At 70.7% G+C, this 18,193-nt stretch carries 20 protein-coding genes and 1 pseudogene; 12 read left to right on the forward strand and 9 right to left on the reverse strand.

All coding sequences use genetic code 11. The features are described from left to right. Positions 1-89: 89 nt before the first annotated feature. From ACZ6C1_RS30030 to ACZ6C1_RS30060, 7 genes are all read right to left on the reverse strand, one after another. Positions 90-251 (reverse strand): hypothetical protein, encoded by a 162-nt coding sequence (locus ACZ6C1_RS30030; protein ID WP_469245091.1) that lies wholly within the window; start codon positions 249-251, stop codon positions 90-92. 23 nt (positions 252-274) lie between these two features. Further along, positions 275-460 (reverse strand): DUF6257 family protein, encoded by a 186-nt coding sequence (locus ACZ6C1_RS30035; RefSeq protein WP_469245092.1) that lies wholly within the window; start codon positions 458-460, stop codon positions 275-277. Between the two features lie 74 nt (positions 461-534). After that, entirely contained in the window at positions 535-912 is a 378-nt protein-coding gene (locus ACZ6C1_RS30040; RefSeq protein ID WP_469245093.1) for a DUF6251 family protein, read from the reverse strand. A gap of 15 nt (positions 913-927) precedes the next feature. Beyond that, complete coding sequence (locus ACZ6C1_RS30045; RefSeq protein ID WP_469245094.1) at positions 928-1,299, reverse strand: RRQRL motif-containing zinc-binding protein; 372 nt, start codon at positions 1,297-1,299, stop codon at positions 928-930. Further along, a complete protein-coding gene (locus ACZ6C1_RS30050) occupies positions 1,296-2,153 on the reverse strand; it encodes a DUF2637 domain-containing protein (protein ID WP_469245096.1) in 858 nt (285 codons plus the stop codon). The genes ACZ6C1_RS30045 and ACZ6C1_RS30050 overlap by 4 nt, the downstream gene beginning before the upstream one ends. Beyond that, entirely contained in the window at positions 2,150-2,599 is a 450-nt protein-coding gene (locus ACZ6C1_RS30055) for a Pycsar system effector family protein (protein ID WP_469245098.1), read from the reverse strand. Before ACZ6C1_RS30055 ends, ACZ6C1_RS30050 begins: the two co-directional genes overlap by 4 nt. Next, positions 2,596-2,865 carry a DUF6284 family protein gene (locus ACZ6C1_RS30060; RefSeq protein ID WP_469245100.1) on the reverse strand — a complete coding sequence of 90 codons (270 nt, stop codon included), beginning with the start codon at positions 2,863-2,865 and terminating at the stop codon, positions 2,596-2,598. The genes ACZ6C1_RS30055 and ACZ6C1_RS30060 overlap by 4 nt, the downstream gene beginning before the upstream one ends. 460 nt (positions 2,866-3,325) lie before the next feature. Here ACZ6C1_RS30060 and ACZ6C1_RS30065 point away from each other — a divergent pair, with 460 nt between their 5' ends. Next, positions 3,326-4,096 carry a GntR family transcriptional regulator gene (locus ACZ6C1_RS30065; RefSeq protein ID WP_469245102.1) on the forward strand — a complete coding sequence of 257 codons (771 nt, stop codon included), beginning with the start codon at positions 3,326-3,328 and terminating at the stop codon, positions 4,094-4,096. Beyond that, a complete protein-coding gene (locus tag ACZ6C1_RS30070; RefSeq protein ID WP_469245104.1) occupies positions 4,093-4,671 on the forward strand; it encodes a GNAT family N-acetyltransferase in 579 nt (192 codons plus the stop codon). Before ACZ6C1_RS30065 ends, ACZ6C1_RS30070 begins: the two co-directional genes overlap by 4 nt. 6 nt (positions 4,672-4,677) lie before the next feature. Here ACZ6C1_RS30070 and ACZ6C1_RS30075 read toward each other — a convergent pair whose 3' ends face one another. Further along, positions 4,678-5,958, reverse strand: a complete 1,281-nt coding sequence (locus tag ACZ6C1_RS30075; protein WP_469245106.1) for a hypothetical protein — start codon at positions 5,956-5,958, stop codon at positions 4,678-4,680. A gap of 379 nt (positions 5,959-6,337) precedes the next feature. Between ACZ6C1_RS30075 and ACZ6C1_RS30080 the strand changes: the two genes are divergently transcribed. The 8 genes and pseudogenes from ACZ6C1_RS30080 to ACZ6C1_RS30115 all read left to right on the forward strand — a co-directional run bounded on the left by ACZ6C1_RS30080 (position 6,338) and on the right by ACZ6C1_RS30115 (position 14,483). Then, entirely contained in the window at positions 6,338-6,493 is a 156-nt protein-coding gene (locus ACZ6C1_RS30080) for a hypothetical protein (RefSeq protein WP_469245108.1), read from the forward strand. Positions 6,494-6,880: 387 nt separating this feature from the next. After that, complete coding sequence (locus ACZ6C1_RS30085) at positions 6,881-7,936, forward strand: MBL fold metallo-hydrolase (RefSeq protein ID WP_469245110.1); 1,056 nt, start codon at positions 6,881-6,883, stop codon at positions 7,934-7,936. Positions 7,937-8,185: 249 nt separating this feature from the next. Further along, a complete protein-coding gene (locus tag ACZ6C1_RS30090) occupies positions 8,186-9,487 on the forward strand; it encodes a prenyltransferase/squalene oxidase repeat-containing protein (RefSeq protein WP_469245112.1) in 1,302 nt (433 codons plus the stop codon). Beyond that, the gene (locus ACZ6C1_RS30095; RefSeq protein ID WP_469245114.1) at positions 9,487-10,164 is read left to right on the forward strand and encodes an SCO2322 family protein; all 678 of its coding nucleotides are present in this window, start codon (positions 9,487-9,489) and stop codon (positions 10,162-10,164) included. Before ACZ6C1_RS30090 ends, ACZ6C1_RS30095 begins: the two co-directional genes overlap by 1 nt. Then, on the forward strand, positions 10,161-11,246 hold the full coding sequence (locus tag ACZ6C1_RS30100) for an energy-coupling factor transporter transmembrane component T (protein WP_469245116.1): 1,086 nt from the start codon (positions 10,161-10,163) through the stop codon (positions 11,244-11,246). The genes ACZ6C1_RS30095 and ACZ6C1_RS30100 overlap by 4 nt, the downstream gene beginning before the upstream one ends. Beyond that, a complete protein-coding gene (locus tag ACZ6C1_RS30105; RefSeq protein ID WP_469245118.1) occupies positions 11,243-12,943 on the forward strand; it encodes an ABC transporter ATP-binding protein in 1,701 nt (566 codons plus the stop codon). Before ACZ6C1_RS30100 ends, ACZ6C1_RS30105 begins: the two co-directional genes overlap by 4 nt. Next, positions 12,940-13,782: an ECF transporter S component gene (locus tag ACZ6C1_RS30110; RefSeq protein ID WP_469245120.1), complete on the forward strand. Its 843-nt coding sequence runs from the start codon at positions 12,940-12,942 to the stop codon at positions 13,780-13,782. Before ACZ6C1_RS30105 ends, ACZ6C1_RS30110 begins: the two co-directional genes overlap by 4 nt. A gap of 279 nt (positions 13,783-14,061) precedes the next feature. Beyond that, a pseudogene (locus tag ACZ6C1_RS30115) lies at positions 14,062-14,483 on the forward strand (aggregation-promoting factor C-terminal-like domain-containing protein). 214 nt (positions 14,484-14,697) lie between these two features. Here the strand turns inward: ACZ6C1_RS30115 and ACZ6C1_RS30120 are convergent. Then, on the reverse strand, positions 14,698-15,867 hold the full coding sequence (locus ACZ6C1_RS30120) for a steroid 3-ketoacyl-CoA thiolase (protein WP_469245122.1): 1,170 nt from the start codon (positions 15,865-15,867) through the stop codon (positions 14,698-14,700). Between the two features lie 268 nt (positions 15,868-16,135). On the opposite strand from ACZ6C1_RS30120, the gene ACZ6C1_RS30125 reads away from it, so the two are divergent. Beyond that, positions 16,136-17,401 (forward strand): cytochrome P450, encoded by a 1,266-nt coding sequence (locus ACZ6C1_RS30125; RefSeq protein ID WP_469245124.1) that lies wholly within the window; start codon positions 16,136-16,138, stop codon positions 17,399-17,401. Between the two features lie 62 nt (positions 17,402-17,463). Then, positions 17,464-18,165, forward strand: coding sequence for a pyridoxamine 5'-phosphate oxidase family protein (locus ACZ6C1_RS30130; protein WP_469245126.1), 702 nt, complete (start codon positions 17,464-17,466; stop codon positions 18,163-18,165). The last annotated feature ends 28 nt before the right edge of the window (positions 18,166-18,193 follow it).

An 18,193-nucleotide genomic window follows, 5' to 3' on the forward strand; every position in this document is an offset into this window, starting at 1 on the left:
TGGAGGTCTCCTGTCTGGCCTTGTGCTGGATGGGTTGGGCCCGGGGGCGGCCGGATTCCTTGGCCGGGATGGCCGCCCCCGGGGCGTAGTCAGGCGCGGTACTTGCGCACGTGCTCCTCGCCGCGCCGCTTGGCCTCGTACGCGCCGCCGTAGACGCGGCCCCGCACGCCGCAGGAGCAGCGCCAGCCGGTGTAGTTGCCGTAGGTGCCGTCAAGGGCAATGCGGTGCTTGGTGCGGAAGATGTTGTTCATGGCAGTGATCCCTTCGGGTCGGGTTAGTTGGTGTGGTTCTTCGCTTCGCGCTTGCGGGCGCCGTCGATGATCCGGTCGACCTTGCGTTCGAGGTCGGCCTGGTGGACGTCGTCACCGGCCAGGCCGCGCTTGCACATACGCGCGACCAGGTAGGTGACCTTGGCCTTTTCGGCGGTGGTGAGCTTGGGTTCCGGGTCGTGCTTGCCCATGGCGGTGCCCTTCTGGGGCCGGTCTGTCCGGCTCCCCTCACCGCCCGAGCAGGTCGGGCGGATCGGGCAGCACGTCAGCGGCGGCGACGGGACCGGCTCACGTTCCTGACGGCGGCCGTACCCTCCGCCCCGCCCACCGATCGCACGATCGTCACGACACCCCAGGTCAGGGCGACGGCCAGGAAGGCGAGGATCGCCAGGTTCGCGGCGATGGCGGTCAGGGCGCCGACGAGCAGCGGGCCGAAGTACACGCCGGCCGCCACCGCCCCCGCGCCGACACCGGAGCCGAGTGCGATGCGCTGCACGGTGCGGTCAGGGGCGGCCTGGTGGATGTGCTGGTGCACGATCTGCGGGGCGGTCTGCTGGGCGGGGACGATGCTGGCCGCATCGGCGTAGACGTAGCGGCCGTCCGGGAGCTGCACCACACGCGGCAGCTCAGGCAGCGATTCCATAGGAGGCTCCTTGGGTCAGGCAGCGGCCTGATCGGGATAGGCGCACGGGGCGCACATGCCGAGCGAGGGCGGGATCACGTATCCGGCATCCCGCTGGCACTCGGGGCAAGTGCGGCGGGCCAGCATCGCCAGGGCGAGCGCGCCCCACTTACGGGCCGTCATCGGCCGCACCGGCTTGGCCTGGTCGATCCGGTACAGGTACGCGGCCAGCGGCCCGCGCCGACAGCGGGGACGCAGCACCTGAACGGCCACGTCCTGACCCCCGGGCCGAAGCCCACGGGCACGGAGCTGTCGACGGGTGGCGTAGCCGTCCGGGGCCAGGCGCCAGGGAAAGGTGGGGATGCCGAACCGTTCGCCGGTCGGGTCGTAGCAGTCGGCCGGCGTCATGCCGCCACCTCACTGCCAACGGCTCGCTCCGCCCGCAGCGTGTCCCGCAGCGCCCGGGCCTTCTCCGCCGACGTGCGCACGGCCTTGCGGATGCGTTCGGCCGTCAGGTCCGTGTCGGGCCAGTCGGCGGTGACCGAGCGGGCCTCATTCAGCAGCTCCTCAGCGGTGCGGGTCGGTCGGGTACTGCGGGCCGCGTCTGGCACCCGACCGGTTGCCCTCGCTGGTCGGGTCGACTCGGCAGCCGTCGCCCCGACCGCGGCCGACTCGGCAGGTTCGCCGATCGGGAGCGGCAGGTCGACCGGTACCGGCTCCATGACCGGCAGCTCCCCCACCGGGCCAGGCGGCTCTGGGGTCGACTCCACCAGGTCAAACATCGACCGATTGGCGTCGTTATGAACTGATTTCGCCGCATCTGCGGGGAGAGTCGGTCGGTGGTGGAGAACCTTGGCCACCAGGTCCGAGCCGAAGTAGATCGACCCGACCGGGAGGGACGTCGCCAGCAGCACCAGTGCCCAGTTCGCCGGATCCCAGTCGGCCAGTCGACCCCAGTCGACCGACCGCCCATGAAGCTCGGGCACCAGGCCGTGCACGTAGTTCAGGACCAGCGAGGCGATCGTGTAGGCGGCCAGCACCCGCAGCGCGAACCGCTTATCGGCGCGGTCGGTCAGGACCAGCGTGGCGACCAGGGCGAGGGCCATCAGGCCGTCGACCACGAACGGGTAAAGCGTGGCGGCAGTGCTGTCCGCGCCGACCGCCCGGGCGACGTCCCGCAGCGCGTTCCACGACACCCGGAACGCCATGCCGACCACGGCAACCAGGGCGAGGACAAGCAGGGTCTTGCCGCCCCGGTTCACACCGCACCGCCCAGCGCGATCAGGGCTGCGATGACCAGCAGGGCACCGGCCGCGTACGTGAGATCGATGGCGCGCTGAAGGCGGGCGAACTTGTTGACCGCGATGCGGGACAGATTCGCGATGTCCTCCGCCCGCCCGTCCTCGGCGAGGGTGGTACGGATCTGCTCCGGGGTGAGCGTGGCCCACTTCGGGAAGCCGGACCCACCGCCCAGGTTGGGGCGGACAGCCCGCAGCAGCAGGGCCACCACGGCCAGCAGGACGGCGACGCCCGCCCCGCCGGTGAGGAGCGCGGCCGGGTGCAGGTGGGCGTTGCTGGCGACCGCCCACACACCGGCGAGGCCGGCGCCAGTGAACGCCAGCAGCAGCGACGCCTTGGTGTTCGTACGGGCAAGCTCCGCCTTGACCTCCGCGTGCGCCGCGCTGAGAGCGGCATCGGCCTGACTCATGCCCCCACCTCCGGCACGAGCACGGTGGTGGCCTTGTTCGTCAGGTCCCGACGGGCCGCCAGGACTCGGTTCCGCGCCCGCCGGATGCGCCGCTCATCCAGCTCGCTCACCGGTCGGTCTAGCGTCATGATCTGCGCGTCCAGCAGCTCGACCTCCGCCAGGATCAGCGGAATCTCCTGCTCGATCGCGTCCAGCTCCGCATTCGACGGCTCACCGTCCGACACGGGGGCGGTAACAACCGCCTGAAGTGCACCGATGTGCTTCATGAGTCGTGGTCTCCCTAGCAGGTCCTACGGCTCGACAGCGGCCCCGGTGGTAGGACACCGGGGCCGCACGCCGTTGAAGTCGGAACATCCGGCTCCCCTCAACCCCGCCCGTACAGCCGATAGGCCGGACGGACGGAGGAGGCAACCGGCCGCAGCCGCCAAGGCTGCGGAGAGGTTGTGGCGCGGGCGTCGCCGCGCCGGCCGCCTCGTCAGAAAGGCGGCTCGTTGAATCGGCACTCTGTTGAGTTCTCAAGAAGCGACCGACAAGGGGCCCGCAGAGAGCACGAGCTATCCCGAACCGGGAATTCCGCACAGGCGGGCACACTTAACACGGTTGCACCGCTTGCTCAACTTGTAGGTACAAGCTGATGCAGTGATGCTGCACCCACGGACAGTGAGTCGTCAAGGGATTGGGGCCCACATGTACCAACAAGTTGCGCGAGTGCGTCATGATGAGGGCATGAGCAAGCAACCGAAGTACCGGCAGGTGGCTGACGCGCTGCGCCGCGAGATCGACAACGGCACCTACCCGCCGGGGTCTCGGTTGCCGTCCGAAAGCGAACTGTCTGCCCGCTTCGAGGCCTCTCGGAACACGGTCCGGTCTGGGCTAGGACTGCTGGTCAGTCAAGGGCTCATCTCGTCCAGCCAGGGGCTCGGGTACGAGGTCGCCAAGCACGAGGTGTTCGAGCTGAACGCCTCCCGGTTCGAGAACCTCACGTTCCCCCAGAACGGCGACGCGTACAGCACCGACGTCACGAACGCGGGTCGTCGGCCCAGCCAGACGTTCAGGGTGGAGTTGCAGCCGGCCCCGGCATACCAGGCTGAGCGTCTACGCGTCGACGCTGGCTCCACCACCGTGCTCCGGTTCTGCCATCGCTTCGTGGACGACGTCCCGTGGTCCACACAGGCGACCCACTACCCGGAGTGGCTCTTGCGGCAGGGGCCACGGCTGGCCGAACCGGGGGACATCGCAGAGGGCACCACCAGGTACTTGGCCAGCCTCGGGGTGGAACAGATCGGCTACTTCGACGAGATCGCCACCCGCATGCCCACCCCGGAGGAGGCCCGGCTCCTGGAGGTCGGTGCGGGCGTGCCGGTGCTCCTATGGACGCGTACGGGCTACTCGAAGGATCGGCCCATCCGATGCACGGTGACCACGTTCAGGGGGGACCTGAACCGCATGAACTATGAGATCGGCAACCTGTCCGCCCGTGGCGAGGAGCCCCAGTGAGGATCGTGCCCGCTAAACCCAGCGACTTGCCCAAATTGCTCGCCTTCCGCGAGGAGGCGGCGGCTTGGCTGAGCAAGCTCGGCAGCGACCAGTGGCGTCGCCCTTACCCGGCCGATCGCCTATTGGCAACCATCGAGGCCGGCACCGTCTTCATGGTCCGGGACGGCGACGCCACAGCGGCCACGATCACACTCACGCCCGAAGCGGAAGAGGGACTGTGGACTGAGGCGGAACTCGCTGAGCCCTCTGTATTCGTCAACAAGCTGACCGTTGCCCGGACACATGCCGGCCAGGACCTGGGGGGCAGGCTTCTCGACTGGGCTGGTGATCGCGCACACCGCGCGTCGGCCAAATGGCTCCGCCTTGACGCATGGACGACAAACAGAAAACTACAGGCCTACTACCTGCGTCACGGCTTTGCACATGTTCGCACGGTCTTCGGAGGCGGGGCTGTTAACGGCGGCCCAAGAGTATCGGGGTGGCTTGCGCAACGCCTGACGGCTCCAGCACGCCACGGCCTCACAGATGAGACGCCGCCCCTTTCCCGCATAGTGGCCACTGGTGACATGTATTGAAATGACTCAGCGCACACGAAACGGATGGATAGCCTTGATGCGTTCTTTCACGTAGTCCGCATCCCGTTCTTCCCCCAGAGCATTAAACAAGGAGGTAAGCCGCACAGCCTCACCTGGCCGGTTTCCGACAAATTGATCGATGAGGAGATCAGCCACATCTTGCATGCCTTCCCTCCTGAGGCGCGTCAACAGGGGCGCCATCTTGCTGGTATCACGTTCACGGGAAGCAGCTTCGACGATTTTCACCCTTAGAGCATCATCGGATTTTGCCAAAAAGTCCACCAGGACTCTTGGATTCTTACGTTGCACAAAAGCATTAATAGCCGCCTGATATGGCTCATCAGACGCCATTACTGCACACAGATCCAGCATCACCTGCACATCTGCAGACTTCGCATTCCATACAAACCAAGTGATAATGGACTCTGTAAGATCAGAGCCATCGACCAGCGTAAAACCCCATTCCAAATTGCGAATAAGGGAAATAACGTCACGGGGTTCGCGATGGTGCCCAAACTGAACAGAAATGGCGGTCGCTGTTTCCCGGTCGCGCATATCTGTCAGACTCCGCAAAACTGCTGCAACGAATTGCACAGGCCCCCGCTGGCCAATCAATGCGGCTTGTCGGCCCCATCGACGCTCTGACCCGAGAGCCACCTCTCTGAGAAGCGACGTGGCGGCATCTCCAGGTGACATGTCCAGGATTTCCAGCAAATCGTCACCTTCGCCCGAATCTGAGCGAAGGTCCGGGCGCGCCGAGCCCTTAAGCCTGTTCAACTCCTGCTGCAATGCTTCGGCTCGCGACTTAGCCTCTGCAGCTGCCTGCTGCGCAACGTGCAGGGCCTCGAAGTCACGTGACTCCTCTCCGGCCTTGGCCGCCTCTTCAGCGGCCGCTAGCTGACTTTCCAGGTTCGCGCAACGTTGCTCTGTTGCCTGTGCTAGTTCCTTAGCTTCATTCAACTGATTTCGCAGAATCTCCACTTCCTCGCGGAGACGTTCGATCTCTTCCTGGGCGCTCTCGCTTCCGGCCTCAAGTTCGTGCTGAGACTCTTGTTGAGAGAGCACCCGCGCCGCCTCTGCTCCCTCCAACTCCCGCATGCTCACCTCAAGCTCAGCAATCCGCTGCTGCCGCGTCTGCAACGCCTCTAGAAGAGCTTGCTCACGGATCTCTGCCTGACGCTGCTCCCGGTCCGCTTGCTCCAGGCGGTCCTGGAGCATCTGCACCTCGTACAGACCCTTGTTGCTGACGCGCAACGCAGCTCGGTGGAGCTCTCTGGTGTGGATCACGACCTCACGCTGTACGGGTTGCTGCCGTGCAACACCTACCTCCGTCAATAGATCGCGCACGAATGGCCAGGGAGGGATACGGGTGCCGTTGAGATACCGAGACACAGTTCCCGGATCGCTGTGGCATCGCGCGGCATAGCGCCTCACCGACACGTCCAAGGGCTGGAACAAGGTTCGCAGGTGTTGAGCCAGAGCCCGCGCCTCTGCCGTAACACCGTCATCGATCGGCTGCAGCCCGTAGCTCAACGGTCCTCCTGTGCCAGCTCAGTTCGTTGCAAGTGTTGGCAACACGTGACAGTAGCGGCAACGCCCCCTCGAGCGGCCAAGCTTCCGGAAAGACCTCGGGATCAGACCCGACTTCAGGTGAGGAGCTGGACCTATGCAGTCAACATCGGCCGAGCCGCAGCGGCCGGACGGTACGCCCAATGTGCTGGCATTGCTGGGCTTGGTGACCGAACTGGCGTCGAACGATGTCAGCGGCGCGGCCCTGGTGAGTCTGGTCCTCGCTGCCTGTCTGCTCTTCTGTAACCACTAACGTGCTGATCAGGTGATCAAGCATCCGTTGGTGGATACACCGCCTGAAAAGCGGACGGTCGCCGGTTCGACCCCGACCCCAGCCACCACCATGAAGGCCCCGACCCCAGGTCGGGGCCTTCGTCGTACCCCCGCCGTTCGGCGGCCCCGACAGCACCGAGGTGCTGGGCAGCTCGAAGCACCCCGCACACAGGGCGCGTCCCCGCAGCCAGCCGGGCCGTCTGTGGGCCGTCGAGGGTCGGCCCACGGTGACCAACGACGACCAATGACGCCCCTTCTACCCGCAGCTCAGAGCGGCCACTTGCTCCAACGTTCGAGGTCGCTGCCGTGCGCATCAGTTCTCGTTATAGTGGGCAATGGCCGTACCGCCGTGGGGAGATGAGGTCTCATGTCACCAGGACCGCAGGTGTACGACCACGGCGGAGGCGTTTCGAGCATCGCCGTCACCATCCCGGACAACCCCCTCGGTCACACTCTCGTCCACGTCGTCGACACCGACCGGGGCCCGGTGCTCGTCGACGCCGGCTGGGACGCCCCCGGCTCCTGGGCCGAGCTGTGCGACGGGCTCACCGCGCTCGGCACTTCCGTCCGCGACGTCCACGGGGTGCTCGTCACCCACCACCACCCCGACCACCACGGCCTGTCCGGCCGCGTCCGGGAGGCGTCCGGCGCCTGGATCGCCATGCACGCCGCCGACATCGCCGTCGTACGCCGCACCCGGGAGGCCGAGCCGGGTGCCTGGCTCGACTACCTGCTGGCCAAGCTCACCGCCTCCGGCGCGCCCGACGAGCACACCGCCCCGCTGCGCGCCGCCACCCGCACCGGCGGGCCGGGGGCGGCGCCCCTGCCGCGGCCCGTCCTGCCCGACCGGGAGATCCCGCCCGGCGAGCTGCTCGACCTCCCGGGGCGCAGGCTGCGTGCCGTCTGGACACCCGGGCACACCCCCGGTCACGTCTGCCTGCACCTGGAGGAGGAGCACCCCTCCCACCGGCCCGGCCGGGGGCGGCTGTTCTCCGGCGACCACCTGCTGCCCGGCATCAGCCCGCACATCGGGCTGTACGAGGACCCCGAGGACGACGCCGTGACCGATCCCCTCGGCGATTACCTGGACTCGCTGGAGCGGGTCGCCCGCCTCGGTGTCGCCGAGGTCCTCCCCGCCCACCAGCACGCCTTCACCGGCGCCGCCGAGCGGGTGGCGGAGCTGCTCGCCCACCACGAGGAGCGGCTCACGGGCCTGCTCGCGCTGCTCACCACCCCGCTCACCCCCTGGCAGCTCGCCGAGCGCATGGAGTGGAACCGCCCCTGGGCGCGGATCCCGTACGGCTCGCGCACCATCGCCGTCTCGGAGGCGGAGGCCCACCTGCGGCGCCTGGTGAAACTCGGCCGCGCCGAGCCGGTCCCGGGCAGCGGCCCCGTGACGTACGTCGCGTGTCAGCCGTCCTGACCCGCCGGTAGAGTGAGCCCGTCGTCATCATGCCCGTACGGGGGGAAGCCGGTGCAAATCCGGCGCTGACCCGCAACCGTGTACCGCTGTTCCGCGGCGGTGAGCCGGATTGCCCCGCACGAGCACGTGTTCGGCTCGTGTCATCGGGACCGACTGCCCGGTGACCGGCACCGTCGAGGAATACGGAGCCGGAGCCTGGTGCCTTTCGCGTGCCGGTGCCCGGTTCCCGCAGGAGAGGCCACCGAAGCCATGACCACCGTTCGCGTCCGCCACGGCGCCGCGGCGCTCGCCGCCGCAGCCGTCCTGCTGTCCGGCGGTTCACCGGCCGCCCACGCGGCGCCGTCGCCGGCCCCCTCCCCCGCGACCCCGTCCGTCCCCGCCGGTCTGTACGGCACCAAGGACCCCACGTACGACGGGGTGTGGCGGCAGTCGCTCGCCTTCATGGCCCAGCAGGTGACCGGGGTGGAGCCGAACCGCACGGCCGTGGACTGGCTGCTGAAGCAGCAGTGCGACAGCGGCGGCTTCGCCTCCTACCGCCCCGACCCGGCCAGGACGTGCGACCCGAAGACGCCGCTGGACACCAACGCCACCGCCGTCGCCGTCCAGGCCCTCGCCGGGGTCGACAAGCCCGAGGCGGACGAACCGGGCACCGACCCGGTCAGCAAGGCCATCGGCGCGGGTGCCGCCTGGCTGAAGGGCGTCCAGAACGAGGACGGCGGCTGGGGCTACAACCCCGGCTCGCCCAGCGACGCCAACTCGACGTCGATCGTCGTCAGCGCGCTCGCCGCGACCGGCCACCGGCCCGGCGACATCACGTCCCGCGGCGGCAGGACCCCGTACGACGCGCTGGTCGGCTTCGCCGTCCCCTGTGACGCCAAGGAGGGCGGGGGCGCCTTCGCCTACCAGCCCGACGCCAAGACCGGCGCGCTCGTCGCGAACGGTGACGCCACCGCCGCCGCCGTGCTCGCCGGGCTCGGCAAGGACCTCCAGACGCGGGGGGCCAAGCCCTACCAGCCGCCCACCTGCGAGACCCCCGCCAAGCCTGCCGCCACGCCGACCGCCGAGCGCGCCGCCCGCAACGGCGCCGCCTACCTGGCCGGCGCCCTGGCCAGGAGCGGCCACCTCGACCTGCCGCCGATGCCGGGCGCCACCACCAGCGCGCCCCAGCCGGACTTCGGCAACACGGCCGACGCGGTCATCGCCCTCGGTGCGGCCGGGCACGGCGACAAGGCGGCCGGTGCCGTGAAGTGGCTGGAGAAGAACTCCGCCGCCTGGGCGAAGGAGAACGGCCCCGCCGCCTGGGCCCAGCTCATCCTCGCCGCCCACACGGTGGGCGCGGACGCCCGCGACTTCGGTGGCGTCGACCTCGTACGGGAGCTGAACGCGACCGGTCCGGCGCCGAAGTCGGCGCCCCTGGAGGAGAAGCCGGAACAGCGGGAGACGGAGGAGGAGCCGGGCTTCAACGTCTGGCTGGCCGTCGCCATCTTCCTGGTCGCCGGCATGGGCATCGGTTTCCTCCTCAGCGGCCGCAAGCGGAACCGGCGGCGGTGATGCGCTCCCGGATCCTGGTCCCGCTGCTCGCGGCCTGTGCCGTGCTGCTCGGCCTCGCCGGACCGGCGCAGGCGGCCGGCTACCGCTACTGGTCCTTCTGGGAGAGCGGGGGGAGCGGCGGAAGCGGCTGGTCGTACGCCACGCAGGGCCCGGCCACCGCCCGGCCCGCCGACGGTGACGTCAACGGTTTCCGCTTCGCGGTCAGCGCCGACTCCCGGGACGCCGACCAACCGCGCCCGGACCCCGACTTCGCCGCGATCTGCGGGTCGACGCCCGCGAAGGACGGCACCAAGCGGGTCGGTGTCGTCATCGACTTCGGTACGGAGGCGGACGCGCCCGAGGGCTCCGGGCAGCCGCCCGCTCCGGTCGCGGTGTGCGCCCGGGTGCGGACCGACGCGACCGGCGCGGACGCGCTGGCGGCGGTGGCAAGGCCCCTGCGGTACAACAGCCAGGCGCTGCTGTGCGCCATCGCGGGCTACCCGAGGACGGGGTGCGGGGAGCAGGTGTCGTCGACGCCCGGCGGGCCGAGCCCGGCCGGATCGTCCCCGCCGCCCGAGGACCACCCCGTCATGGACCTCGAACCCGGTCCGTCCGTCGGGGTCGTCGCCGGTCTCGCCGCCGTCGCCGTCCTGGGCGCGGCCGCCGGGTGGCAGGCACGCCGCCGTCGTCGGCGATGAGCCTCCGAGCGCCCGAAGCGAACCGTTCCAACGCCCTGCACGCGGGCGCCTGGTGGCTGTGGGCCCTGGGTCTGGCCGCCGCCGCGTCCCGCACGACGAACCCGCTGCTGCTGGGCCTGCTGGTCGGTGTGGCCGGGTACGTGGTGGCGGCGCGCCGCACCGACGCGCCGTGGGCCCGTTCGTACGGGGCGTTCGTGAAGCTGGGGCTGGCGGTGCTGGTGATCCGGCTGGTGTTCTCGGTGTTCCTCGGTTCGCCGATCCCCGGGACGCACCTACTGGTGACGCTCCCCGAGGTGCCGCTGCCCGACTGGGCGCAGGGGGTGCGCATCGGGGGCCGGGTGACGGCCGAGCAGCTGGTGTTCGCGCTGTACGACGGGGCGAAGCTGGCCACGCTGCTGATCTGCGTGGGCGCCGCGAACGCGCTCGCGAACCCGGCGCGGCTGCTGAAGTCGCTGCCGGGCGCGCTGTACGAGGTGGGGGTCGCCGTGGTCGTCGCGATGACGTTCGCGCCGAACATGGTCGCCGACGTGGTGCGGCTGCGGACCGCCCGGCGGCTGCGCGGGCGGCCGACGGGCGGGGTGAAGGCCGTGCTTCAGGTGGGGCTTCCGGTGCTGGAGGGCGCGTTGGAGCGGTCGGTGGCGGTCGCCGCGTCGATGGACGCGCGGGGATACGGGCGTACGGCCCCGGTGCCGCGCGGGGTGCGGAACGCCACGACGGTCCTGACGCTGGGCGGGCTGCTCGGGGTGTGCGTCGGCGGGTACGGGCTGCTGGCGGCTTCCGGTGGTGCGTACGCCGTGCCGCTCGTGGGTGCGGGGGTGGTCATGGTGCTGGCCGGGCTGCGGCTGGGCGGCCGCCGTTCGGTGCGTACCCGCTACCGGCCCGACCGGTGGGGCGCGCGGGCCTGGCTGGTGGCGGGGTCGGGCGCGGCGGTCGCGGCCTTGATGGTCGCCTCCGACGCGGCGGCGCTGCACCCGGGCGTCGTCCCGCTCGCCGCGCCGGAACTGCCGGTGTGGCCGGCGCTCTCCGTCCTCGTGGGCCTGTTGCCCGCGTTCGTGGCCCCGTTGCCGAAGGAGTCCGTGTGATCCGGTTCGAGAACGTGACGGTGACGTACGCCGACGCCGGCGCGCCCACGCTGGACGGCGTCGACCTGACCGTCCCGGAGGGTGAGCTGGTGCTGCTGGTGGGGCCGTCGGGGGTGGGCAAGTCGACGCTGCTGAACGCGGTGTCGGGCCTGGTCCCGCACTTCACGGGCGGCACCCTGCGCGGCCGGGTCACCGTGGACGGCCGCGACACCCGCACCCACAAGCCGCGTGAACTGGCGGACGTAGTTGGCACGGTGGGCCAGGACCCGCTCGCGCACTTCGTCACCGACACGGTGGAGGACGAGCTGGCGTACGGGATGGAGTCACTGGGCCTGGCCCCGTCGGTGATGCGGAGACGGGTGGAGGAGACGCTGGACCTGCTGGGTCTGGCCGCCCTGCGCGACCGCCCGATCGCCACGCTGTCGGGCGGCCAGCGGCAGCGGGTGGCGATCGGGTCCGTACTGACCCCGCACCCGAAGGTGCTGGTCCTTGACGAGCCGACGTCGGCGCTGGACCCGGCGGCGGCGGAGGAGGTCCTCGCGGTCCTCCAGCGGCTGGTCCACGACCTGGGCACCACGGTCCTGATGGCCGAGCACCGCCTGGAGCGGGTGGTCCAGTACGCCGACCGGGTCGCGCTGCTGGGCGCCCCCGGTGCCCCGGTGGTCCTCGGGCCGCCGGCGGACGTCATGGCGGTGTCGCCCGTGCACCCCCCGGTGGTCGCCCTCGGCCGCCTGGCGGGCTGGGATCCGCTGCCGCTGTCGGTCCGGGACGCACGGCGCCGCGCGGGCGGGCTGCGGGAGCGGCTGGCGGGCCTCGCCCCCGCGCCCGGCCGCTCCGGCGGGGCTCCGGCCGCCGCACGCGCCACGGTGGTGGCGCCGTCCGGCGTGCGGGCGGTGCTGAGCCGCCTGGTGCGCGGCGATGCGGCCGCCCCGGCCGGGGACGCCGGGGGCCTTGTCGCCGAGGCCCGTGGTCTCGGCGTGCGGCGTGGCAGGGTCGAGGCGCTGCGGGGCGTCGGGGTCGAGGTGCGCGCCGGGGAGACCGTCGCGCTCATGGGCCGCAACGGTGCCGGGAAGTCGACCCTGCTCGGGGCGCTGGTCGGGATGGTCGAGCCGGCGTCGGGAAGCGTCCTCGTGGGCGGCCGGGTGCCGCACCGGACGCCGCCGCGTGAGCTGATCGGGCAGGTCGGGCTGGTCCCGCAGGAGCCGCGCGACCTGCTGTACGCCGACACCGTGGCCGCCGAGTGCGCGGCCGCCGACGCCGACGCGGGCGCCGAGCCGGGGGCCTGCCGGGCCCTGGTGTCGGAACTGGTGCCGGGCGTGGGGGACGACACCCATCCCAGGGACCTGTCCGAGGGGCAGCGGCTCGCGCTGGCCCTGGCCGTGGTGCTGACCTCCCGCCCTCCGCTGCTGCTGCTCGACGAGCCGACCCGGGGCCTGGACTACGCGGCGAAGGCCCGGCTGGTCGGTGTACTGAAGGGGCTGGCCGCCGACGGGCACGCCATCGTCATGGCGACGCACGACGTGGAGCTGGCCGCCGAGCTGGCGCACCGTGTGGTCGTCCTGGCCGAGGGGGAGGTCGTCGCGGACGGCCCGACCCATGAGGTCGTCGTCTCCTCCCCGGCCTTCGCCCCGCAGGTGACGAAGATCCTGGCGCCCGAGCCGTGGCTGACCGTCTCGCAGGTGGAGGCGGCACTGTGACCCCTCCGCGTACACGCCCGGTCCGGCTCGGGCCACGCTCGGTCGCCGCCCTCGTGCTGATCAGCGCCATCGGGGTGGGCGCCTTCGGCTGGCCGCTCCTGGCGGACGGCACGTCGGTGCTGGCGGGCCGCTCCCAGGACGCGCCGTGGCTGCTGGCCGTGCTGCTGCCGCTGCTGGTGGCCGTGGTGGTGGCCACGATCGCCGACTGCGGCATGGACGCCAAGGCGGTGGCGATGCTGGGCGTGCTGGCGGCGGTCGGGGCGGCGCTGCGCCCGCTCGGAGCGGGGACGGCCGGCCTGGAGCCGATGTTCTTCCTGATGGTGCTGAGCGGCCGGGTGCTCGGTCCGGGGTTCGGCTTCGTGCTGGGCGCGGTGACCATGTGCGCGTCGGCGCTGCTGACCGGTGGGGTGGGCCCGTGGATGCCGTTCCAGATGCTGTCGATGGGCTGGTTCACGATGGGCGCCGGGCTGTTGCCGGGCCCGGTGGGGCTGCGGGGCCGGGGCGAGCTGCTGATGCTGGCGCTCTACGGGGCGGTGGCGGCGTTCGCGTACGGGACCGTCATGAACCTCCAGGGGTGGGTGACCCTGCAGGGCATGAGCAGTGGGATCTCGTTCCATCCCGGTGATCCGGTGAACGAGAACCTGGTCCGGTTCCTGGCGTACTGCGCGGCGACGTCGCTCGGCTGGGACCTGGGGCGGGCGGCGCTCACGGTCGTCCTGATGCTGACCATCGGATCGACGGTGCTGAGGGCTCTGCGCCGTGCGACTCGACGGGCCGCCTTCGAGGCGCAGGTCACATTCGAAGGCGCCGAGAGGGCGGAAAAGGCCCTCGGAGGGTGAGGCGCCCCACAGGACCTAGGTCACATACGAGGGGAGATAGTGGGCCGAAACAGACATACTTCCGGCCTGTGCCTTCCCGTGGCGACCTGCGCCGATCGCCCCGCCACGCCGTGAGACCTTCCGCCCCGAGTCCGGTTCCGCCTAGTAACAGGGGTCCTTGCGACGGCCGAACCGCCCTGGTTCTCTGGTGATGTCGCCGGGCGCCGCTCGCATCGCAGCGCCCCTGGCAGCCACTCTCCCCCGCCCCTGGCGTGGTTCCGGCATGCCGTGCGACGCCCCATGTCCCCGACGTTAGGTCGCCACGTGTTCCGCTCGCTCGTCAGCCGTTTCTCCGCCCGTCCCAAGTCCGTCGCCGCCGGTGCCGCCGTCCTGCTGGGTGCCACGGGCGCCGTGCTGGGCACCACCGCCCCGGCCTCGGCCGCCTCCGCGCAGGACATCGCGAAGAAGATGGTCCCGGCGGGTCAGTACCAGTGCTTCGACAAGATCGTGGAGCACGAGTCCGGCTGGAACCCGACCGCCACGAACGCCTCGTCCGGCGCCTACGGCCTGGTGCAGGCCCTGCCGGCCTCGAAGATGTCGTCGGCCGGTTCGGACTGGAAGACCAACCCGGCCACCCAGATCGAGTGGGGGACTACATGAACGACCGCTACGGCAGCCCGTGCGGCGCCTGGACCTTCTGGCAGGCCAACGGCTGGTACTGAGCCGTCCCGCATGACGAGGGAAGGCCCCGGTGAACGACGTTCACCGGGGCCTTCCCGTTTCCCCGTCCTCCCCGTTTGCCCGGGCTGCCGCTCCCCGTTGGCGCTGCCTGTCCTCCCCGTTTCCCCGGGCTGCCGCTCCCCGTTGCCCGTCCTCCCCGTTTCCCCCGGGCTGCCGCTCCCCGTTGCCCCTCCTCCCCGTGCCCCCGCTTCCCCGTTACAGCCGCTGGATGATGGTGCCGGTCGCCAGCCCGCCACCCGCGCACATCGTGACGAGCGCGAACTCCTTGTCCGTGCGTTCCAGTTCGTGCAGCGCGGTGGTGATGAGCCGCGCGCCGGTGGCGCCCACCGGGTGCCCCAGCGCGATCGCCCCGCCGTTGACGTTGACCTTGTCCAGGTCCTGGTCGAAGACCTGCGCCCAGCTGAGCACCACCGAGGCGAAGGCCTCGTTGATCTCGACGAGGTCGATGTCCTTGAGGGACATGCCCGCCCTGCCGAGGACCGCGCGGGTCGCGTCGATGGGCCCGTCGAGGTGGAAGTGCGGGTCGGCACCGACGAGGGCCTGGGCGACGATGCGGGCGCGGGGCTTGAGCTTCAGGGCCCGTGCCATGCGCTTGGACGCCCACATGAGGGCGGCGGCGCCGTCGGATATCTGCGAGGAGTTGCCGGCGGTGTGGACGGCGGTCGGCATGATGGGCTTGAGCCGGGCGAGCGCCTCCGCGCTGGTGTCGCGCAGCCCCTCGTCCCGGTCGACGAGCCGCCACATGCCCTGCCCCTCGCGCTGTTCCTCCTCCGTGGTGGGCACCTGAACGGCGAACGTCTCGCGCTTGAAGCGCTCCTCCGCCCACGCGGTGGCGGCGCGCCTCTGGGACAGCAGCCCGAGCTCGTCGACGCGTTCCCGGGTCAGGCCCCGGTGGCGGGCGATGCGCTCGGCGGCCTCGAACTGGTTGGGCAGGTCGACGTTCCACTCGTCGGGGAAGGGTTTGCCGGGCCCGTGCTTGGAGGCGCTGCCGAGCGGTACGCGGGACATGGCCTCCACGCCGCAGCTGATGCCGACGTCGATGACACCGCACGCGATCATGTTGGCGACCATGTGGGAGGCCTGTTGTGAGGAGCCGCACTGGCAGTCGACGGTGGTGGCGGCGGTCTCGTAGGGCAGGCCCATCGCGAGCCAGGCGGTGCGGGCCGGGTTCATGGACTGTTCGCCGGCGTGGGTGACCGTGCCGCTGACGATTTGTTCGACGCAGTCGGCGTGGATGCCGGTGCGGCCGAGGAGTTCGCGGTAGGTCTCGCCCAGCAGGTAGGCGGGGTGCAGGTTGGCGAGTGCGCCCGAGCGCTTTCCGATGGGGGTGCGTACGGCTTCGACGATGACGGGTTCCGCGGCCATGAGCTCGTCCTCTCCTCGCACGCCCGCGGAGGCGTCCCGGCGCCCGCGCGGGGGCTGTGTGTGGTCGGGGACGCCCCCTGGAGCCTGCCCGCCCCCCGAACTAGTACGCGTTCTAGTTCGGGACCAGTCTGATGAGGCTTACCCCCGGTACGCAAGGGTCGTGCACGCGCGGCCCGGTGACAACGGAACCCCGCGCACCCCTTGCCACTTGTAGAACCCGTTACTACCTTGCGGACATTCTGATGGGCCGTCAGACATGGAGGTCGCGATGACCTGCCCCCATCTCCCCTCGCCGCCCCACGGGTTCGACTTCACCGACCCCGACGTCCTCCACGCCCGCGTCCCGCTCCCGGAGTTCGCCGCCCTGCGGCAGACCTCGCCGGTCTGGTGGTGCGCCCAGCCGCGCGGGATATCCGGGTTCGACGACGAGGGGTACTGGGCGGTGACGCGGCACGCCGACGTCAAGTACGTGTCCACGCACCCGGAGCTGTTCTCCTCGAACACCAACACCGCGATCATCCGGTTCAAGGAGACGATCAGCCGCGACCAGATCGACGTCCAAAAGCTGATCATGCTCAATATGGACCCGCCCGAACACACCCGCGTCCGCCAGATCGTCCAGCGCGGCTTCACCCCCCGCGCGATCCGGTCCCTGGAGGGCACCCTGCGCGACCGGGCCCGCGCCATCGTGGAGACGGCGGTCGCCGCCGCCGGGGACGACGGCTCGTTCGACTTCGTCACCAACATCGCCGTGGAGCTGCCACTGCAGGCGATCGCCGAGCTCATCGGCATACCCCAGCAGGACCGCGCCAAGATCTTCGACTGGTCCAACAAGATGGCGGCGTACGACGACCCCGAGTACGCCATCACCGAGGAGGTCGGCACCGAGGCGGCCATGGAGATCGTCTCGTACGCGATGAACATCGCCGCCGCCCGCAAGGAGTGCCCGGCCAAGGACATCGTGTCCCAGCTGGTCGCCGCGGAGGACGAGGGCAACCTCGCCGGCGACGAGTTCGGCTTCTTCGTGATCCTGCTCGCGGTGGCGGGCAACGAGACCACCCGCAACGCCATCAGCCACGGCATGCACGCCTTCCTCACCCACCCCGAGCAGTGGGAGCTCTACAAGCGCGAGCGCCCCGCCACGGCGGCCGAGGAGATCGTCCGCTGGGCCACCCCCGTCGTCTCCTTCCAGCGCACGGCCACCCGGGACGTCGAGCTCGGCGGCCAGAAGATCAAGGCCGGTGACCGCGTCGGCCTCTTCTACTCCTCCGCCAACAACGACCCCGAGGTCTTCGACCACCCCGAACGCTTCGACATCACCCGCGACCCCAATCCCCACCTCGGCTTCGGCGGCGGAGGCCCGCACTTCTGCCTGGGCAAGTCGCTCGCCGTCCTGGAGATCGACCTCATCTTCAACGCCATCGCCGACGGCCTGCCCGGCCTCCGCCTGGCCGGCGAGCCCCGGCGGCTGCGCGCGGCCTGGCTGAACGGCATCAAGGAGCTCCAGGTCAGCCTGGCCCCCCGTACCCCTTGATCACCCCCGCCGCCACTGAAAGAGTAGGTGCTGCCAGCACACGCAACCGGATCGGTGGATTCATGAGCGGGAAACAACTGAATCAGCAGGAAGAGGAGTCCGCAGCCCATCTGACGGTCACCGAGCGGACCCGCCACCGGCGGCTGCGCGAGAAGGGCAGCACCCTGCGCCTGGACCTCGACGACGTCCTGCGCGCCGGCTTCGTCTGCCACCTCGCGGTCGTGGTCGACGGCGCGCCCCTCGCCGTACCGACCGTCTACGGCGTGGACTTCGACGCCCGGGTCCTCTACGTGCACGGTTCCGTCGCCAGCCGCAGCCTCGTCCAGTCCCCCGGCGCCCCGGTGTGCGTCACCGTCACCCACGTCGATGGGCTCGTCCTCGCCCGGTCCGTCTTCGAACACGGGGTCAACTACCGCTGCGCCATGGTCCACGGCACCCCGCGCCGGGTCATCGGCCGCGAGGAGCTGCTGCACGGACTGCGGGTGCTGACCGAGCAGTGCGCGCCGGGACAGTGGGAGTACGCGCGTACGCCCAGCCGGAAGGAGCTGGCGGCGACCACGCTCCTCGCCCTGCCGCTCGACGAGGCCTCGGTGAAGATCTCGGCGGGCCCGCCGGACGACGGGGACGGACCGGACGCGGAGCTGGGGCTGTGGGCCGGTGTCGTCCCGTACCGGCCCGTGTTCGGCACCCCCGAGCCCGATCCGCTGCTGCCCGCCGGCCTGCCGGTGCCCGCGCACATCGCGGCCCTCACCGGGCGTGGATGACCTCCACGGCGCGGTGGCTACCGTACGT

The sequence above is a fragment of the Streptomyces sp. NPDC041796 genome, from assembly GCF_055590785.1.